Genomic DNA, 16,114 nt, shown 5'->3' with positions numbered 1-16,114 from the left:
CAAAGCGCCACGATAGCGGGTCGTTGCGCATCCGCAACATTGACGGGCAGCGGATTCGCGATAGGGGACGGCGGATGACCAACGCTGATGCCCCCTTCGATCCCCGCCTGTTGCGCGATGCCTTTGGCTGCTTTGCCACCGGCGTCACCGTGATCACCAGCCAGTCGCTGTCGGGCGAACGGGTTGGCCTCACCGCCAACAGCTTCACCTCGCTCAGCCTCGATCCACCGCTCTTGCTGTTCTGCCCGGCCAATGGCGCATCGGCGCTGCCGGTGCTGCGCGAATCGGGGCGCTTTGCCATCAACATTCTTGATCTCGACGGCCAGGCCGTGGCCGATCGCTTCACGAAAAAGGGCATCGACCGCTTTGCCGAGCATGACTGGCAGGATTGGGATGGCGTGCCGGTGCTGGCCAGCGCCAAGGCGGCCTTTGCCTGCACGCTCTACGCCGATCATGATGGCGGCGATCACCGCATCATCGTCGGCCGGGTGACGCGGCTGGCGCTCGATCAGGCCCGCGAGCCCTTGCTCTATCTGCATGGCCGCTATCGCAGGGTGCATGTTGGCTGAACCCTCCGCCTCTAACCGTGATGCGGCGGAAACCGCTGCCTTGGCGAAGGGCGGGCGCACCAGTTTCTTTGGTTATGTGCTGCGACTGGCGGCGCGCTTTCCCTTCCTGTTCATCGCCGGGCGCTTGTACGGCGCCGAGGCGCTGGGCCGCTTTGCCTATGCCACCATGGTGGTCGAACTGGTGGCGATGCTGGCCACGCTGGGCCTCAAACGCGGCCTTGCCGAAGACATGGCGCGCCGCCCGCAGGAAGAAGCCGCCGCACTGATCGATGCGTTGCTGGCGGCGCTGGTCGCATCGCTGGCTGGGGCAGCGGTGCTGGTGCTGCTGCCCGAACTCGTGTTTCCGGCCACACGGCTGGCACCGCTTGATCGGTGGTTCGCATTGATTATCCCGTTCATCGCGCTTGCTGATGTGGCGCTGGCCGGGCTGGCCTTCCATCATGATGTTGGCGCGCAGGTGCGGGCCCGTTCGATCATCGAGCCCTGGGTGTTGTCCATCGCCGCGCTGGCGCTGGCGTTCACCGCCTGGAAAAGCGACGGCATGCTGATCGCCTATCTGCTGTCGATGGTGGCGGCGTTTTTCGCGGCGCTGTCGCCGGCGCTGCGCCGCTTTGGCTGGCCGGGCGGTTGGCGGCTGGATGCGGGGCGCATCTGGCGACTGGTGAAAGCCAATGTGCCACTGGCCGGCGCCGATATCGCCGAATGGGGCGCGCGCCGGCTCGATATCTTCATCCTGGGCCGTTTTGCCTCGGCGGAGATTGTCGGCATCTATTATGTGGCGCAGCAGATCGCCTCGCTGCCGCAGCGGCTGAAATCCAGCTTCGATCCGATCCTCGGCCCGGTGCTCACCCGCAATCTGGCGGCGGGCAATCTCGCCAAGGCGGCGGGCCATGTGCGCCAGATCAGTTTCTGGGTGGCGGCGGTGCAATTGGCGGCGGTGCTGGCGCTGGGCATTCCCGGCCAGGCCGCGATGGGCCTGTTTGGCCCGGCCTTTGCCGCCGGGGTGACAGTGCTGGCCGTGCTGTTGACGGTGGAATTGTTCGCGGCGCAGGCGGCAGTGGCGGAAGGCGCGCTGATCTATGTGGCGCGCAATGCCAATCTGATCTGGTCTGTCATCGGGCTGGCGGTGCAGGCCGGGCTGTCGCTGCTGCTGGTGCCGATGGCGGGCCCACTGGGTGGCGGCGTGGGGGCGGCGCTGGCACTGGCGATCGCGGCGTTGCTGCAATCGGTGGCCAAATCAAGGCTGTTGCAGGCGCGGCTGGGTCATGCCGTGTCGGGCTGGCGGCCATCTTTGCTGCTGGCGGGCATTCCGGCCTTTGGCGTGGGCCTGCTGGTGCTGCGCACGCCGGAACCCATTCAGCTTTCGATCGGTTTCTTCGCGATTCTGGGCAGCTATGGCCTGATCATCTGGCGCTTCGGCTTCAAGGGCGCCGATCGCCTGCTGTTTGCGCGCGGCCTGAAGAAGATCGAGGATGAAGCCGCCAGCCTGCCGCTGCCGCTGCCGGTGGACAAGCTCTAACCCGGCAGCTTCACCCAGCTGGCCAGCGCCGGATCGACATCGGCGGACGAGACTGGCCCTTCGCCGATGATCTGCACGATTACCGTGTCGTCGCTGTTGGAGCCGTCCCAGTGCACGCCGCCGGCCGGGTGGAACATGTAACTGCCAACGGGCAGAACTTGTGCCTTGTCGGGCGCGAACGCCGGCCCGGTGCCGGCAAACCAGCGGCCCTGCAACACCGTCACATGGCGATCACGGCTGTGGTGGTGGGGGCGGTCCATCACATGCGGCGGGAATTTCACCCGGATCACATAGGTGCCGGGCTGCGACGGGTTGCCGGCGATCAAGGCGCTCTGCGCTCCCTGGCCGTCTGGAATCGGCTGCCATTGCACGGCGTCGGCCTGAACGGTGCGAAATTCCGCTGGCTGAGCAGTCGCGGCACCGGCAAGCGCCAGCGTCATCAACAAAAGGCGCATGGGCGCTCTCCTCACATGCCGGGCGGCGGGCTGCCGAAGGCGTTGCCGTCGATGGCGGCACCCGGCGTGCCGGCCACCACGCTGGCATAGAGATCGGCGCCCAGCGGCGTGCCGGCGATCACATATCCCAGTGCCATCGCGGCCACGGGTGCGGCCAGCCCGATGGTCCATGCCGGATGCCAGCCCTCGCCGGCGCGCCATTCGCGGAACGCCAGATAGATCGGGAACAGCATGCCGGGGATGGAGACAATCTCCATTGCCCACGGAATCAGGAACGGCGAAGGCAGCAGCCGGCCAAAGGCTGGCCCCATGATGCTGGCCAGCGCGCACAGGTGCAGGCGGCGGTGCCAACCGGTATCGCGGCGCCTGGCGATGGCACTCAAAGCCAGAACGGCAAAGGCCAGCAGCGAAAGCGGGTTCTGCATCATGAAATATTGCGGGCGGAAGAAGAAGGGCGTGCGCCCGGCCTGCGCCACGGCGATGGTGATGGCGAAACCGGCCGCCACCATGGCGATGATCCATACCAGCCCCACCCAGCCGAGGCGGCGGTGCCATTCCAGCCGGCCACTGGCGGCCAGCCCGGCCTGCAACAGCGACAGGCCAACCCAGCCAAAGAAGATGATGCCGTGGATGTGCCAGATGGCCGGCATGGCGAAGGTGGAGCGGCCCATGCCGAGGTGGAAGGAAAACGCCGCCGCAAAGATCAGCGCCATCACCCCGGTGATGCGCGCCTGCGTGCCCAGCCAATCGTGCGTGGATGTTGCCCGAGTCGCCATGATCGTTCGTCCCCCCAGATGAACCGGTGTCAGCTTAATCACTGGCGCGGGGCGCGTCCATCATTTCGCCAGCTAGCCGCAGGCGCGGGCCTGGGCCAGCCTGCCGGCCATTCAAACCGGGAGACAGACAATGATCGGCGTGATCGCAACCCTGAAGATCCAGGACGGCAAGGCAGACGATTTCGAAGCGGTGTTTCGCACGCTTTCGGCAGCGGTGCGCGCCAATGAACCAGGCAACATCTGTTACCAGCTCACCCGCTCGAAGACGGATCCCACCACCTACAAGGTGCTGGAAGTCTACGCCGATGCCGATGCGCTGAAGGCCCACGGTGCCAGCGACCATTTCAAGGCCGCCGGTCCGGGGTTGGGGGCCTGCCTCGCCGGCAAGCCCGAGGTCGAATATCTGGACGGGGTGGCCTGAGGCCTATTCCCGCAAGGCAACACCCGCTCATGCCGAGCTTGTCGAGGCACGCACCACGCTTGGTCAGTGCCTCGACAAGCTCGGCATGAGCGGGTCAGACCCTATCGGATCCCGCCTTAGAGCGCCGCCTTCAGCGCAGCGACGAGGTCGGCCTTTTCCCAGCTGAAGCCGCCATCGGCATCCGGCGTGCGGCCGAAGTGGCCATAAGCGGCCGACCGCTGGTAGATCGGGCGGTTGAGGCCGAGCTGCGTGCGGATACCGCGCGGCGTGAGCGCAAAGCCGAGCTTGGCCGGATCGGCGAGCACGGCTTCCACCGCGGCTTCGGCCACAGTGCCGGTGCCGTGCAGATCGACATGGATCGACAGCGGCGCGGCCACGCCGATGGCATAGCTCAGCTGGATGGTGCAGCGCTTGGCCAGGCCAGCGGCGACGATGTTCTTGGCGAGATAGCGGCACACATAGGCGGCTGAACGGTCAACCTTGGTCGGGTCCTTGCCGCTGAAGGCGCCGCCGCCGTGCGGGGCCGCGCCGCCATAGGTATCGACGATGATCTTGCGGCCGGTCACGCCAGCGTCACCATCGGGGCCGCCGATCTCGAACTTGCCGGTGGGGTTGAGGTGCAGGACCGTCTCGGCGCTCAGGAAGCTGGCCGGCAGCACCTTGGCCAGCACGCCCTTCACATAGGTTTCCAGTTCGGCGAACTTGGCAGCGTCACCGCCCTTTTCGCCATCCTTTTCCCACGGCTTGCAATAATTCGGCGCATGCTGGGTCGAAACCACGATGGCGGTGGCGGCCACCGGCACCTCGTTTTCGTAACGCAGCGTCACCTGGCTCTTGGCGTCCGGCTCCAGGAACGGCGCCACACCGCTGTGGCGGTCATCGGCCATCTGCTTGAGGATGCGGTGCGAATAATAGAGCGTCGCCGGCATCAGATCCGGGGTCTCGTCGGTGGCATAGCCGAACATGATGCCCTGGTCGCCAGCGCCTTCATCCTTGTTGCCGCTGGCATCGACGCCCTGCGCGATGTCCGACGACTGCGGGTGCAGGTGGTTTTCAAAGGTCAGATTCTGCCAATGGAAGCCCGACTGTTCATAGCCGATGCGCTTTACCGTCTCGCGCACGGCGCGCTGGATTTCTTCCTGCGCGCCCGGCTCCCAATTGCCGGCCGTATCGATCATGCCGCGGCCGCGCACTTCACCGGCCAGCACGACGCGGTTGGTGGTGGTCAGCGTTTCGCAGGCGACACGGGCTTCCGGGTCCTTGGCGAGGAACAGATCGACGACGGCATCGGAAATCTGGTCCGCCACCTTGTCAGGATGGCCTTCGGAGACGGATTCGGAGGTGAAGATGAAGCTGCTGCGAGTCATGGCAGAGGGGCCCTACTGGAAAACACGCGCCGTCATACGCACGCCAGCCAGTACGCGCAAGTCACATAACGAAATCTTTATATGATTAACTGGTCCGGTTCACACCGTGATGGTGCGCAGCGGCCGTGGCGGCGGCGGTGGCCGGTGCCGTTCCAACAGATGGCCAAGCAGGGCGAGCAGCAGCACCAGCACGGCCACGGGGTAGAGGCCGAGGCGGGCAAACAGGCTTTCCGGCTGCGGCGGCGGCAGGCTGGTGGTGATGCTGCCCACGGCGCCCTGATCCATCGACACCCGCACCCGGCCAAAGCCGTCGACCACGGCGCTGATGCCGGTGGGCGTGGCGCGGGCGACGGGCAGGCGTTCTTCGATGGCGCGCAGCCGCGCCTGCGCCAGATGCTGCGGCGGCCCCCAGGCGCCGAACCAGGCATCGTTCGACACGTTCACGATCCAGCCCGGCCGATTGCTGTTGTCGGTCACGGCCTGCGGAAAGGCGATTTCGTAACAGATCATCGGGGAAACGCTGGTAAAGCCCGGCAGCGCCAGGGTGCGCGGCCCGGGGCCGGCGGCAAAATCAAAGTCGCCGGGCACCAGCCGGGCGATGCCCAGCGGCTCCAGCCAGTCGCGCCACGGCACATATTCCCCCAGCGGCACCAGGTGCGCCTTGTCGAACCGGGCAACGATGCGGCCGTCGCCGGAAATGGCAAACAGGCTGTTGGCATAACGGGCGCTGCCGTCAGGCAAGCGGCGCACACCGGTGCCACCGGCGAGCAGCAGATCGCCCTTGCTGATGGTGGCGGCAAGGCGCGCCAGCGCCGCCGGATTGATTTCGATCAGATCGTCGATGGCGCCTTCCGGCCACACCACCAGCGTTGGCTTGCGCGGCAGCAGCGCGGTGCCACCGCCGGCGGCTTCGGGCGTGGGCCTGGCGAGGCCGGCATCCACCTTGTTGCGAAACTCGCCGGTCACCTTTTCGGCGCTGGGCGGCAGCGGGGAGACCACGCCTTCGGTTTCCGTCAGGCTGCGTTGCGCCACCTCGGCGCTCTGGATCACCGGCCGTCCGGCCTGCGCCACTTCGTTCAGCGCCGTGCGGGTGAGGCGGATATAGGTCGCCAGATGACGCTCGGCCGCGGCGGCGTCATAGCGTTCGTCCTGGCCGATGCCGGGCTGAACGACCACCAGCGGTGTGCCGATGAATTCGGTTTCGCTAATCATGCTGCCGCCGAGCAACGCCAGCACGCCGGTGCTGGCCAGGGTCGCAATCCCGGCCGCCCGCCAGCGCCCGGCGCCGCGGACCAGCCACAACAGCGCCACGCCGCAGGCCAGCGCCAGCATCGAAAGCCCGGTGCCGCCCACCACCGAAGCCAGCTGCGCCACCGGCGTTTCCAGCCAGATCGCCCCGGCCGGATTCCAGGCAAAGCCGGTAAGCAAGGTGCCACGCAGCATTTCCGCCAGCGGCCACAGCGCCACCAGCCACAGTGCGCGGGCCGTGGGCTTCTGCGCCAGCCGCGCCGCCAGCCCGGCCGGCAGCGCCACGAACAGGGCCAGATACATCGACAGGCCCACAACGGCGACCCAGCCCAGTTCGGCCGGCATCTTGGCCTGGAAGGTGAAGGCGGTGGCAATCCAGTTCAGCGACACGGCAAACATGGCGGTGCCGAACAGCCAGGCCCATAGGGCTGCCGTCCAGCCGCGGCTGGCACTGGTCACCAGATGCGCCAGCAGGGCAAAGCCGATCACCCCCAGCGGCCACAGGTTGAGCGGCGCAAACGCCAGTGCGGTGCCGCTGCCGGCGACCGTTGCCATGATGAAATTGCGAGGGCCCTGCATGGTTGCCGGTGGTAGCCGGCTGCCACGCCCAAGGCCAGTGACCTTTTGACGACGGCAACAACGAAACGCCGGTCGCAATTCGGGATTGGCACAGCGTGCTGCACCATGCCACACAGGCGGGCAATGGTCGCCCGCCCGCCTGTCGCCCCTCAACCGGATCTGGCTCTGGCACTGTCGGGCGTCACCCTGGCGCTGGGCGGTCACCCGGTGCTCGCCGGCATCGATCTGGCGGTGCCGCAAGGCCAGTTCGTGGCGCTGGTCGGTGCATCGGGCGCAGGCAAATCCAGCCTGCTGCGCCTGATCAACCGCATGCTGGAGCCTGATGCCGGCCAATTGCGCGTGCACGGCGCCGATACCGCCCGCGCCGATCCGATGCAGCTGCGGCGCGGCATCGGCTATGCCGTGCAGGGCGGCGGACTGTTCCCGCACTGGACAGTGGCCGACAATATCGCCGCCGTGCCGTGGCTGCTGGGGTGGGACAAGCCCCGCCGCATGGCGCGCGCCGCCGAACTGATGGCCATGCTGGAACTGCCGCCCAAGCTGGCCGATCGTTTTCCCGGTGAACTTTCGGGTGGGCAGGCGAGCCGGGTGGGCCTGGCGCGGGCGCTGGCGGTCAGCCCGCGCCTGTTGTTGCTGGATGAACCCTTTGGCGCGCTTGATCCCGATACCCGCGATGAACTGGGCGATCGCTTGCTGGCGCTGCACCGGGCACAGGGGCTGACCACGGTACTGGTCACCCACGATCTGGCCGATGCGCTGCTGCGCGCCGATCTGATGGTGGTGCTGGATGGCGGCCGCATCGTCGCTTGCGGCCCGCCGGCGCAGGTCGCCGCCGATCCGCACCCGGCGGTGCAGAATCTGGTGGCGACGCCGCTGGCGCAGGCCCGCGCGCTTTCGGAAATGGCGCAGCGCGCGTGATCGCTGGCTGGGAATCCCTGCCATCGGCGCTGGCGGCGCACCTGGCGATCAGCGCGGCGGCGCTGGCGCTGGCGCTGCTGGTGGCGACGCCGCTGGTGCTGCTGATGCCGGGCCGGCCCTGGCTGCGACGCACGGTGATGGGGCTGGCCAGCGTGGTGCAGACGGTGCCGGCGCTGGCGCTGCTGGCCCTGTTCTTCCCGCTGCTGGTGCTGCTGCGCAATCTCACCGGCCTGCCGGTTCCTTCGCTGGGGCTGTTGCCGTCGCTGCTGGCGCTGGCGCTCTATGCGCTGCTGCCGCTGCTGCGCGGCGGGGCCGGTGGGCTGGCGGCCGTGCCCGATAGTGTTCGCGATGCCGCCCGCGCCATTGGCATGAGCCCGGCGCAGCGCCTGTTTCACGTCGAACTGTCGTTGGCGGCGCCAGTGGTGATGGGCGGTGTGCGCACGGCGGCCGTTTGGACCATCGGTGCGGCGACGCTGGCGACCATGGTGGGCCAAGAAAGTCTGGGCGATCTGATCTTTGCCGGGCTGCAGCTGCAGGATTGGAAACAGGTGCTGCTCGGTTGCGTGGCGGCGGCGGCGCTGGCGTTGATCGTCGATGGCGCGCTGGGCTGGTGCCAGGCCGGCATTGCGCAGCGGCGCTGGGCACCGGCGGCCAAGGGCCTGGCCCTGCTGGCGCTGCTCAGCCTGGGCGTGACCGGCTGGTGGCTGCACAGCCGCCCGGCCACCACGGCCAAACCGGTGCTGATCGGCACCAAGACGTTTTCCGAACAATATATCCTGGCCGAACTGATCGCAGCCGATCTCAGGCACGACGGGATTGCCACCGGCGTCCGCTCCGGCCTGGGCTCGGGCATTGCCTTCAAGAGCCTGGCGGCCGGCGGCATCGATATCAGCATCGATTATACCGGCACGCTGTGGACCCAGGCGCTGGAACGCAACGATGTGGTGCCGCGCGCGATGATGCTGCCCATCCTCACCCGTGAACTGAAGGCGCGTTATGGCGTCACCGTGGCGGCGCGGCTGGGGTTTGAAAATGCCTATGCGCTGGCGATGCGCCGGGCAGATAGCGATCGGCTGGGCGTGCGCAGCATTTCCGATCTGGCGCGGGTTTCGGGCAAGTTGCGGCTGGCGACCGATCTGGAGTTTCTCTCCCGCAGCGAGTGGGCGGCCCTGCGCCAGGCCTATGGGCTGGAATTTGCCAGTGCGCGTGCGTTCACCCCGGTGCTGATGGTGGCGGCCCTGAAGGACGGCTCTGCCGACGTGATCACCGCCTACAGCAGCGATGGCGCGCTGGCCGGGGCCGATATCGTGCTGCTCACCGATGATCGCGCGGCGCTGCCGGCCTATGATGCGCTGCTGCTGGTGGCGCCGGGCCGCGACGATCTGGTGCGGCAGTTGGCGCGTTACGACGGACGCATATCGGTGGAGGCGATGCGCGTCGCCAACTGGCAGGCCGATCGCCCGGAGGGCAAGCGCAGCCCGGTGGAGGCCGCGCAATGGCTGGCCAGGCAAACCGGCCTGCAGCCATGATGCGGCTGGCGGCCCTTGCCGGGATGCTGGCGCTGCCGGCGGCGGCGCAGACGGTGCCGACCGCTTCCAGCGCGGATGCACCAATCTGCACCGACCGCCCGACCAAATCCAATTTCGCCTGCACTGTGCCATCAGGCCTGGTGCAGATCGAGGCCGACGCCTTCAGCTGGATCAGCACGCGAGCCGGTGGCGCGCGGGTGGATCAACTGTTGTTCAGCAACCCCACGATCAAGTTCGGCCTCTCCAGCCGCAGCGATATCCAGCTCAATTGGGTGCCGTACACCCGCGTGCGCCGCCGCGATGCCGCCGGCACGCCCACCACGCAGGCCGGCACGGGCGATGTCACCCTGCGCTACAAGCACCGGCTGACAGCGGCCGATGGGACATTCCAGCTGGCGCTGCTGCCGTTCGTGAAGCTGCCCACCGCGCCCGCCGGCATCGGCAACCGCCGCGTCGAAGCCGGCATCGCCGCGCCGATGAACATCAGTGTGCCCGGCGGGTGGACGATCACGCTGGGGCCACAGCTGGATGTGCTGGCCGACAGCGACGGCCGCGGCCATCATGGCGGCATCACCGGATTGTTCAATGTCGCCAAGCAGTTTGGTGCCTTCACGCTCTACAACGAGCTCTGGACCAGCCAGAATTTCGATCCGGCCGGCACGGTGCGTCAGTACAGCTATGATGTGTCGCTGGCCTGGCTGGCGCGGCCGACGCTGCAACTGGACATTGGCGCCAATATCGGCCTCAATCGCGACACGCCCGATCTGGTCGCCTATCTGGGCGTCTCCAGCCGGTTCTGACGGAGGATCATCCCGCGATGCTGCGCCTGCTGTTTGCCCTGATGTTGCTGATTGCCGCGCCGGCCCTTGCCAGTGCGCCTGCCGATCTCCACGCACTGTTTGCCGACTGGCGGCGTTTCCATGCGGGGACAGGCGGCGTGCCGGATTACACGCCGCCCGCCGTCGCCGCCCGGGCCGAAGCGCTGAAAGGCTTTCAGGCGAAACTGGCCGCCATCGATACGAACGGCTGGAACGCGGCCGACAAGGTGGATTGGCAGCTGGTGCAGGCCGAAATGAACGGCCTGAAGTTCGATCTGGAGGTGGCCAAACCCTGGGCCCGCGATCCGGCCTGGTATCTCAGCCTGTGGGGCGCTCAGAGCGACACGCCCGATCATGAAGGCCCGGTGCATGCCGCCCCCATCGAACTGTGGCGCTATGGCTTCCCGCTGTCGAAGCCCGATGCGGCGAAGCTGGCCGGCGAACTGGCGCACATCCCGCCGCTGCTGGCCCAGGCGCGCGGCAATCTCACCGGCAACGCCGCCGATCTGTGGAACGCCAGCCCGATCACGCTGGCCGAACAGGAAGAAGGGCTGGTGGGCCTCGCCGCGAAGGTGAAGGGTGACAGGCTGCTGGAGCGCCGGGTGGCCGAAGCGCTGACCGCGACGCGGGATTTCATCGCCTGGGTGAAGGCCGAAGCGCCGAAGAAATCGGGGCCTTCGGGCGTCGGCATCGAGGCCTACAACTGGTATCTGAAGCATGTTCAGCTTTCGCCCTACACCTGGGAACAGGAGGTCGCGATCCTGAGCCGCGAACTGGCCCGTGCGCACGCCGGCCTGCGGCTGGAGGAAAATCTGCACAAGACGCTCCCGCAACTCACCAGCCCGGCCAACCAGGCGGAGTGGGAAGCCAAGAGCCTGGCGGACATCGACCATTTCATTGACTTCATGGACAGGACAGGTGTGGCCACCATCCAGCCCTACATGAAGCCGGAACTGGCCAAGCGCATCGGCAAGTGGGTACCGCCCGAACAGCAGAATTTTTTCCACATCGCCCAGGGCCGCGCGCCCAACAGCCTGTTCGCGCATTTCTATCACTGGTGGGATCTGGCCGAAATGGTCGAGCGCCCGCACCCCTCGCCGATCCGGCGCGGGCCCTTGCTCTACAATATCTGGGTCAGCCGGTCCGAAGGCAATGCCACGGCGATGGAAGCCATGATGCTGGATGCCGGCCTGTTCGACAACAAGCCGCGTTCCCGCGAAGTGGTGTGGATCATGCAGGCCCAGCGGGCGGCGCGCGGACTGGCGTCGCTTTATGCGCAGGCCAACCAGATCGACCTCAAGGCCGCGATGGCGATGCAGGTGGCGCGCACCCCCAACGGCTGGATGAGCCCCGATCTGCCGCTGCTCGGCTTTGAACAGTCGCTCTATCTGCGGCAGGTCGGCTATGGCCCCAGCTACATCACCGGCAAGGCGCAGATCGAACAATTGTTCGCCGAGCTGGCCGAGAAGGAACGCGCCAGCCTGCCCGGCGGCAGCTTCACGGTGAAGGGCTTCTACGATCGGCTGGGCGGCTTCGGCATGATCCCGGTCAGCTTGATCCGGGAACAGTGGCTGGGTGTGCCGGTGGGCAAATAGGCTATTCCCACCCCCAACCCCTTCCGCTTGCGGGAGGGGTTGGGGGTGGGTTCTTCCTATTTCGCGCTGCGCGGGATCAGGTGCAGCTGCGTCTGCCGGCCATCGATCCAGCGCCATGAACTGCCGTTCCAGAAACCATCCACCTCCAGCGGGAAGCGCACTTCGGCGCCGCCCCATTCCGGCACCCTGGCCAGCGCCGCCAGTTCGATCGACCAGGCCGTATCGGGGTAGATGCGATAGTCGCCGCGGCCGGGGATCGGGTTCTGATGTTCCCAATTGCCAATCCAGGGCCCGGCACCATGGCCGTGCAGGCCGATGCTGTGCGTGTAGATGATCGGGTTGGTGCCGGCGGCAATCGCCTTCTGGCGCGCGGCCATCAGCACTTCGTTGCCGGTGGCGCCGGTCTTGAAGCTGGCAACCAGCGCATCCTGCACCTTGTTGGCCGCCGCCATGCCGGCCTTCAGGCCCGCAGGGGCGTCGGTCTCACCGGGGCGCAGCACATAGGCCAGTTGCTGCGTGTCGGTCTTCAGGCCCAGCATGCCGGCGCAGAAATCGACGTGCAGCAGATCGCCGGGCATGATCACCGTGTTTTCCGGCAGGGTCTGGCGGCCGGGGACGATGCCGGGGCCGGCGTTGCGCTGCACCGTCACGGATGGCTGGCACCAGGCATCCTGGCGCAGATCGGCCAGCCGCTCGCGATACCACCACACCACGTCCTGCGTGGTGGTCACGCCCGGCGTGATCACCTTTTCCGACAGGCCTTCGGGGATCAGGCTGTGTGCCACGCGCATGATGCCCTGATACACCGCCATGTCTTCGGGCGTTCGGGTTTCGAGGTAGCCCAGCGCCAGCCGGTCATGGCTTTCCAGCCTGGCGGCCGCCGGCCCCAGCGCGGTGAGCAGCTGGCGATGCTCGCCGGCCGAAAGCCCGTTGGCCAACGCGAATGTCGGGCTGATGTTGATGGCGATGCGCTTTGGGCTGCGCTCGGCGATCACCTGGGCGACGCGCGCCCATTGTTCGGGCTGTTCTTCGGGATTCCACAGCGAAGGGAAGATATCGCCCACCGGATAGCGGGCGATGGCCAGGCGTTCGACGCCTTTTTCCGGGCCCCCGTTTGCTGATCTATCGAAGAAGATCAGCACCATGGTGCGTCGTGCGGAGGCCCAGGTGGCGGGCAGCATCGTCTTCACCACCGGGTCTTCATTATACTCGCTGGAGACGAGAACCCACATGTCCACGCCGACTTCGCGCATGATCTTCGGCACCACCTGGTCCAGTCGCGCCTTGATCAACCGGTCGTGCGCCGCCACGCGGTCGCGCAGGTTCGGCACGGCTGGCCGCTGATAATCCTGTGCGGCGGCGGTGGTGGCGGTGGCCAGCAGCAGTGCGGTGATCAGCGTCTTCATGCCCGTCTCCCCTTGTTGCGAAGGGTTTAGGACATGCGGCAGGCCTTGTCAGCCCGGCTCTGCGATGGCGGATGGTGCCAGCAGCGGCGCCAGATTTCGGGGGTGGTGCTGCCGGGGAGGATTGAACTCCCGACCTCAGCCTTACCAAGGATGCGCTCTACCACTGAGCTACGGCAGCACGGCCCCGAACGGCCCGCAGTGATGCGGGAAGCGGCCCTATGGCCAAGGCCCATCCCCCTGTCAAGCGCTGACGCCGCCGCACAGTTGGGCTATGAGGCGCAGCATGACCAGGGAAACCGAAAAGCAGGCACAGGCACGCGCCGAACGGCTGGCGGCGGCGCTACGGGCGAATCTGCGCAAGAGGAAGGGTGTTGGCGGTTCAGCCGATCCCGAACGCAGCCAGCACCCCTCACAAGCTGAAAAGCCGGATTAGTTCCCGGTCGCCAGCGCCTTGGCCACGGCAGCCTGCACTTCCGGCGAGGTTGGCGTGGTCTTGGTGCCGAAGGCAGCGATGAGGCGGCCATCCTTGCCGATCAGATATTTGTGGAAATTCCACTGCGGGGTCTTGTCTTCACCCAGGGTGGCGGCGGCCCATTTGTAGAGCGGGATGGCCTTGGGGCCCTTCACCACGGCCTTTTCCGCCATCGGGAACTTGATGCCGAACTTGCTCTCGCAGAACTGCTTCACTTCGGCATTGCTGCCATATTCCTGATCGCCGAAATCGCCCGACGGCACGCCGACGACGGTGAAGCCCTTGGCCTTGTAGCTGTCGTGCAGCGCCTGCAGGCCTTCATATTGCGGGGTGTAGCCGCACATGGAGGCGGTGTTGACCAGCAGCACCACCTTGCCCTTGTACTGCGCCATCGGCATCGGCTTGCCGTCGATGGTCTTCAGCGTGAACTGGTGCAGGCTCTTGGGCGTGGGCGCGGCGGCGACGAGCGCGGTCAGCGCGGCGGCGGCGAGGGTGATGTGCTTCAGCATGAGTCAGCTCCGGTGCGTGATTTGACGTGGCTTTACCACGCTTGCGCGCATCAGCGAAGGTGAAGGGTGACGCAGGGGCTCACAGCGGCGCGCAGGCCTGTTGCAGCCAGCTCTGCTCGGCCGGATCGGTGAGCAGCGGCCCGATCTCGTTTGCCACGCGGGCGTGATAGGCGTTCCACCAGTCGCGCTCGTCGGCGGTGAGCAGGCTGACGTCCACCAGCCTGCGGTCGATCGGCGCCAGTGTGAGTTCCTTGAAGCCCATGATCTCGCGCTCGGCGCCTTCGGCGCTGCGGCGTTCGACCAGCACCAGATTCTCGATGCGGATGCCGTAAGCGCCCTGCTTGTAATAGCCCGGCTCGTTGGACAGGATCATGCCCGGCTGCAGCGGCTCGTCATTGCCCGACTGCGCCGACCAGGCCGCGGCGATGCGCTGCGGGCCCTCGTGCACGGAAAGATAGCTGCCCACACCGTGGCCGGTGCCGTGGTTGTAATCGAGGCCCGCACTCCACAGGTGCTGGCGGGCCAGCGCGTCGAGCTGCACGCCCTTGGTACCGGCCGGGAAGATGGCGCGGGCCAGCGCGATATGGCCCTTCAGCACGCGGGTGAAGCGGTCCTGCATTTCCGGGCTGGGGGTGCCGACCACCAGGGTGCGCGTCACGTCGGTGGTGCCATCACGATACTGGCCGCCCGAATCGACGAGGTAGATACTGTCGTGCGTGATCGGCAGGTTGGTCTCTTCGCTCACGCGGTAATGCGGCAGCGCGGCGTTGGGGCCGGCAGCCGAAATGGTGTCGAACGACAGATCTTCGAGGCTATTGGTCTCGGCGCGGAACTGGCGCAGCCGCTCGGCGGCGCTGAGTTCATCAAGCCCGCCCTTGGGGGCCTCGCTGTCGAACCAGGCCAGAAAGCGGGTGAGCGCGGCGCCGTCGCGCACATGGGCGGCGGTGGTGCCGGCGATTTCGGTGGGGTTCTTCACCGCGCGCGGCAGCACGGTCGGGTCGCGGGCTTCGATGATGCGGGCGCCGCCGGCTTCCAGTGCGTTGAAGATGGCGGCGACGCACGATTGCGGATCGACCACCACCGTCTGCCCGGTCATCGCCTGCAACGCCTCGGCAAAACGCTCCCGGGGCTGGCAGCGCACGGCCTCACCCAAATGGGCGCGCACGGACGCGGTGATCTTCTGCGGCGCGGTGAACAGGTCAACCGAGCCATCCTTGTGGGCGATCACGAAGGCCAAAGCGACCGGCGTGCGCGAGACATCCTTGCCGCGGATGTTGAGCAGCCAGGCAATCGAATCCAGCGCGGCAATCACCACCGCATCGGCACCCATGCCGGCCAGCCAAGCGGCCACTTCGGCCCGCTTTTCGGCATGGGCACGGCCGGCGAACTGATCGTCATGCACTTCCAGCGGCGCCAGGCTGGGGGCGGGGCGGTCGGTCCACACCGCGTCGATGGGGTTGTGCTGCACCGCCACCAGTTCGGCGGAGCGCGCCGTCAGCTGCTGGTCGGCTTGCTTGGCCCAGGCGCTGGTGTGCAGCCACGGATCATAGCCGATGCGCTGGCCGGCGCTGGCGATCTCGCCCAGCCACTGCGCGGCGCTGGTTTGCGGCACGTCTTCATAGGCGAACAGATCGGCGGGCACCTGTTGGCGCACCTGCACGGTGTAACGGCCATCGGTGAACATTGCCGCCTTGTCGTGCATCACAACCGCGCTGCCCGCCGATCCGCCAAAACCGCTGATCCACGCCAGCCGCTGGGCATATTCGCCAACATATTCGCTCATATGCTCATCGGTGAGCGGCACCACGAAACCGGCAAGATTCTGGGCGGCGAGCTCGGCGCGCAATGCCGCAAGGCGTGAGGCGATGGTGGACGCGGCAGTGGACATGGGCAATCTTCCCTCTATCAATGCCGACCCAGATAGGCGCACTGC

15 protein-coding genes and 1 tRNA gene are annotated in these 16,114 nt (G+C 67.0%); 8 read left to right on the top strand and 8 right to left on the bottom strand.

The window, feature by feature from the left end; translation table 11 throughout:
- Window positions 1-74: 74 nt before the first annotated feature.
- Window positions 75-569 (top strand): flavin reductase family protein, encoded by a 495-nt coding sequence (locus tag D619_RS0100500; RefSeq protein ID WP_017666593.1) that lies wholly within the window; start codon window positions 75-77, stop codon window positions 567-569.
- The gene (locus D619_RS0100495; RefSeq protein ID WP_017666592.1) at window positions 559-2,088 is read left to right on the top strand and encodes a lipopolysaccharide biosynthesis protein; all 1,530 of its coding nucleotides are present in this window, start codon (window positions 559-561) and stop codon (window positions 2,086-2,088) included. The genes D619_RS0100500 and D619_RS0100495 overlap by 11 nt, the downstream gene beginning before the upstream one ends.
- On the opposite strand, the gene D619_RS15100 is transcribed toward D619_RS0100495, so the two are convergent.
- The gene (locus D619_RS15100; protein WP_017666591.1) at window positions 2,085-2,543 is read right to left on the bottom strand and encodes a cupin domain-containing protein; all 459 of its coding nucleotides are present in this window, start codon (window positions 2,541-2,543) and stop codon (window positions 2,085-2,087) included. The two genes, D619_RS0100495 and D619_RS15100, sit on opposite strands and share 4 nt — an antisense overlap.
- Window positions 2,544-2,554: 11 nt before the next feature.
- Window positions 2,555-3,319, bottom strand: coding sequence for a hypothetical protein (locus D619_RS15095; protein WP_152417223.1), 765 nt, complete (start codon window positions 3,317-3,319; stop codon window positions 2,555-2,557).
- A gap of 130 nt (window positions 3,320-3,449) precedes the next feature.
- Here D619_RS15095 and D619_RS0100480 point away from each other — a divergent pair, with 130 nt between their 5' ends.
- Complete coding sequence (locus D619_RS0100480; protein WP_017666589.1) at window positions 3,450-3,740, top strand: putative quinol monooxygenase; 291 nt, start codon at window positions 3,450-3,452, stop codon at window positions 3,738-3,740.
- A gap of 116 nt (window positions 3,741-3,856) precedes the next feature.
- Here D619_RS0100480 and metK read toward each other — a convergent pair whose 3' ends face one another.
- Window positions 3,857-5,107, bottom strand: coding sequence for a methionine adenosyltransferase (metK, locus tag D619_RS0100475; protein ID WP_017666588.1), 1,251 nt, complete (start codon window positions 5,105-5,107; stop codon window positions 3,857-3,859).
- A gap of 99 nt (window positions 5,108-5,206) precedes the next feature.
- Window positions 5,207-6,934 carry an apolipoprotein N-acyltransferase gene (gene lnt / locus D619_RS16990; RefSeq protein WP_017666587.1) on the bottom strand — a complete coding sequence of 576 codons (1,728 nt, stop codon included), beginning with the start codon at window positions 6,932-6,934 and terminating at the stop codon, window positions 5,207-5,209.
- A 123-nt stretch (window positions 6,935-7,057) separates the two neighbouring features.
- On the opposite strand from lnt, the gene D619_RS0100465 reads away from it, so the two are divergent.
- Genes D619_RS0100465 through D619_RS0100450 form a run of 4 tightly spaced genes read left to right on the top strand, consistent with a single transcriptional unit; the run spans window position 7,058 to window position 11,794 of the window.
- Window positions 7,058-7,852 (top strand): ATP-binding cassette domain-containing protein, encoded by a 795-nt coding sequence (locus tag D619_RS0100465; RefSeq protein WP_017666586.1) that lies wholly within the window; start codon window positions 7,058-7,060, stop codon window positions 7,850-7,852.
- Window positions 7,849-9,381 (top strand): glycine betaine ABC transporter substrate-binding protein, encoded by a 1,533-nt coding sequence (locus D619_RS0100460; RefSeq protein ID WP_017666585.1) that lies wholly within the window; start codon window positions 7,849-7,851, stop codon window positions 9,379-9,381. The genes D619_RS0100465 and D619_RS0100460 overlap by 4 nt, the downstream gene beginning before the upstream one ends.
- On the top strand, window positions 9,348-10,181 hold the full coding sequence (locus D619_RS0100455) for a transporter (protein WP_243442587.1): 834 nt from the start codon (window positions 9,348-9,350) through the stop codon (window positions 10,179-10,181). The genes D619_RS0100460 and D619_RS0100455 overlap by 34 nt, the downstream gene beginning before the upstream one ends.
- Before the next feature lie 17 nt (window positions 10,182-10,198).
- Window positions 10,199-11,794, top strand: coding sequence for a DUF885 family protein (locus D619_RS0100450; RefSeq protein WP_017666583.1), 1,596 nt, complete (start codon window positions 10,199-10,201; stop codon window positions 11,792-11,794).
- 56 nt (window positions 11,795-11,850) lie between these two features.
- Here D619_RS0100450 and D619_RS0100445 read toward each other — a convergent pair whose 3' ends face one another.
- Both D619_RS0100445 and D619_RS0100440 read right to left on the bottom strand, forming a co-directional pair.
- Window positions 11,851-13,200, bottom strand: coding sequence for a M24 family metallopeptidase (locus tag D619_RS0100445; protein WP_017666582.1), 1,350 nt, complete (start codon window positions 13,198-13,200; stop codon window positions 11,851-11,853).
- Between the two features lie 103 nt (window positions 13,201-13,303).
- Window positions 13,304-13,378 (bottom strand) — tRNA-Thr (locus D619_RS0100440).
- Between the two features lie 105 nt (window positions 13,379-13,483).
- Between D619_RS0100440 and D619_RS17975 the strand changes: the two genes are divergently transcribed.
- Window positions 13,484-13,633 (top strand): hypothetical protein, encoded by a 150-nt coding sequence (locus D619_RS17975; protein ID WP_020480350.1) that lies wholly within the window; start codon window positions 13,484-13,486, stop codon window positions 13,631-13,633.
- Here D619_RS17975 and D619_RS0100430 read toward each other — a convergent pair.
- Window positions 13,630-14,181: a glutathione peroxidase gene (locus D619_RS0100430; protein WP_017666580.1), complete on the bottom strand. Its 552-nt coding sequence runs from the start codon at window positions 14,179-14,181 to the stop codon at window positions 13,630-13,632. The two genes, D619_RS17975 and D619_RS0100430, sit on opposite strands and share 4 nt — an antisense overlap.
- A gap of 79 nt (window positions 14,182-14,260) precedes the next feature.
- Entirely contained in the window at window positions 14,261-16,069 is a 1,809-nt protein-coding gene (locus D619_RS0100425) for an aminopeptidase P family protein (RefSeq protein ID WP_017666579.1), read from the bottom strand.
- Window positions 16,070-16,114: the final 45 nt, after the last annotated feature.

Source organism: Sandarakinorhabdus sp. AAP62 (assembly GCF_000331225.1).
In the GTDB taxonomy this organism is placed as follows: domain Bacteria; phylum Pseudomonadota; class Alphaproteobacteria; order Sphingomonadales; family Sphingomonadaceae; genus Sandarakinorhabdus.
Note: the sequence above shows the minus strand (reverse complement) of the source record. Positions and strands in the feature narration are given on the sequence as shown.

Excerpts from the sequence above, each read along its gene's own strand:
- metK (WP_017666588.1), bottom strand. The coding sequence starts at position 5,107 with ATGACTCGCAGCAGCTTCATCTTCACCTCCGAATCCGTCTCCGAAGGC.
- D619_RS0100450 (WP_017666583.1), top strand. The coding sequence starts at position 10,199 with ATGCTGCGCCTGCTGTTTGCCCTGATGTTGCTGATTGCCGCGCCGGCC.
- D619_RS15100 (WP_017666591.1), bottom strand. The coding sequence starts at position 2,543 with ATGCGCCTTTTGTTGATGACGCTGGCGCTTGCCGGTGCCGCGACTGCT.
- D619_RS0100455 (WP_243442587.1), top strand. The coding sequence starts at position 9,348 with ATGGCTGGCCAGGCAAACCGGCCTGCAGCCATGATGCGGCTGGCGGCC.
- D619_RS0100480 (WP_017666589.1), top strand. The coding sequence starts at position 3,450 with ATGATCGGCGTGATCGCAACCCTGAAGATCCAGGACGGCAAGGCAGAC.
- D619_RS15095 (WP_152417223.1), bottom strand. The coding sequence starts at position 3,319 with ATGGCGACTCGGGCAACATCCACGCACGATTGGCTGGGCACGCAGGCG.
- lnt (WP_017666587.1), bottom strand. The coding sequence starts at position 6,934 with ATGCAGGGCCCTCGCAATTTCATCATGGCAACGGTCGCCGGCAGCGGC.
- D619_RS0100425 (WP_017666579.1), bottom strand. The coding sequence starts at position 16,069 with ATGTCCACTGCCGCGTCCACCATCGCCTCACGCCTTGCGGCATTGCGC.
- D619_RS0100465 (WP_017666586.1), top strand. The coding sequence starts at position 7,058 with ATGGTCGCCCGCCCGCCTGTCGCCCCTCAACCGGATCTGGCTCTGGCA.
- D619_RS0100500 (WP_017666593.1), top strand. The coding sequence starts at position 75 with ATGACCAACGCTGATGCCCCCTTCGATCCCCGCCTGTTGCGCGATGCC.
- D619_RS0100445 (WP_017666582.1), bottom strand. The coding sequence starts at position 13,200 with ATGAAGACGCTGATCACCGCACTGCTGCTGGCCACCGCCACCACCGCC.
- D619_RS17975 (WP_020480350.1), top strand. The coding sequence starts at position 13,484 with ATGACCAGGGAAACCGAAAAGCAGGCACAGGCACGCGCCGAACGGCTG.
- D619_RS0100430 (WP_017666580.1), bottom strand. The coding sequence starts at position 14,181 with ATGCTGAAGCACATCACCCTCGCCGCCGCCGCGCTGACCGCGCTCGTC.
- D619_RS0100495 (WP_017666592.1), top strand. The coding sequence starts at position 559 with ATGTTGGCTGAACCCTCCGCCTCTAACCGTGATGCGGCGGAAACCGCT.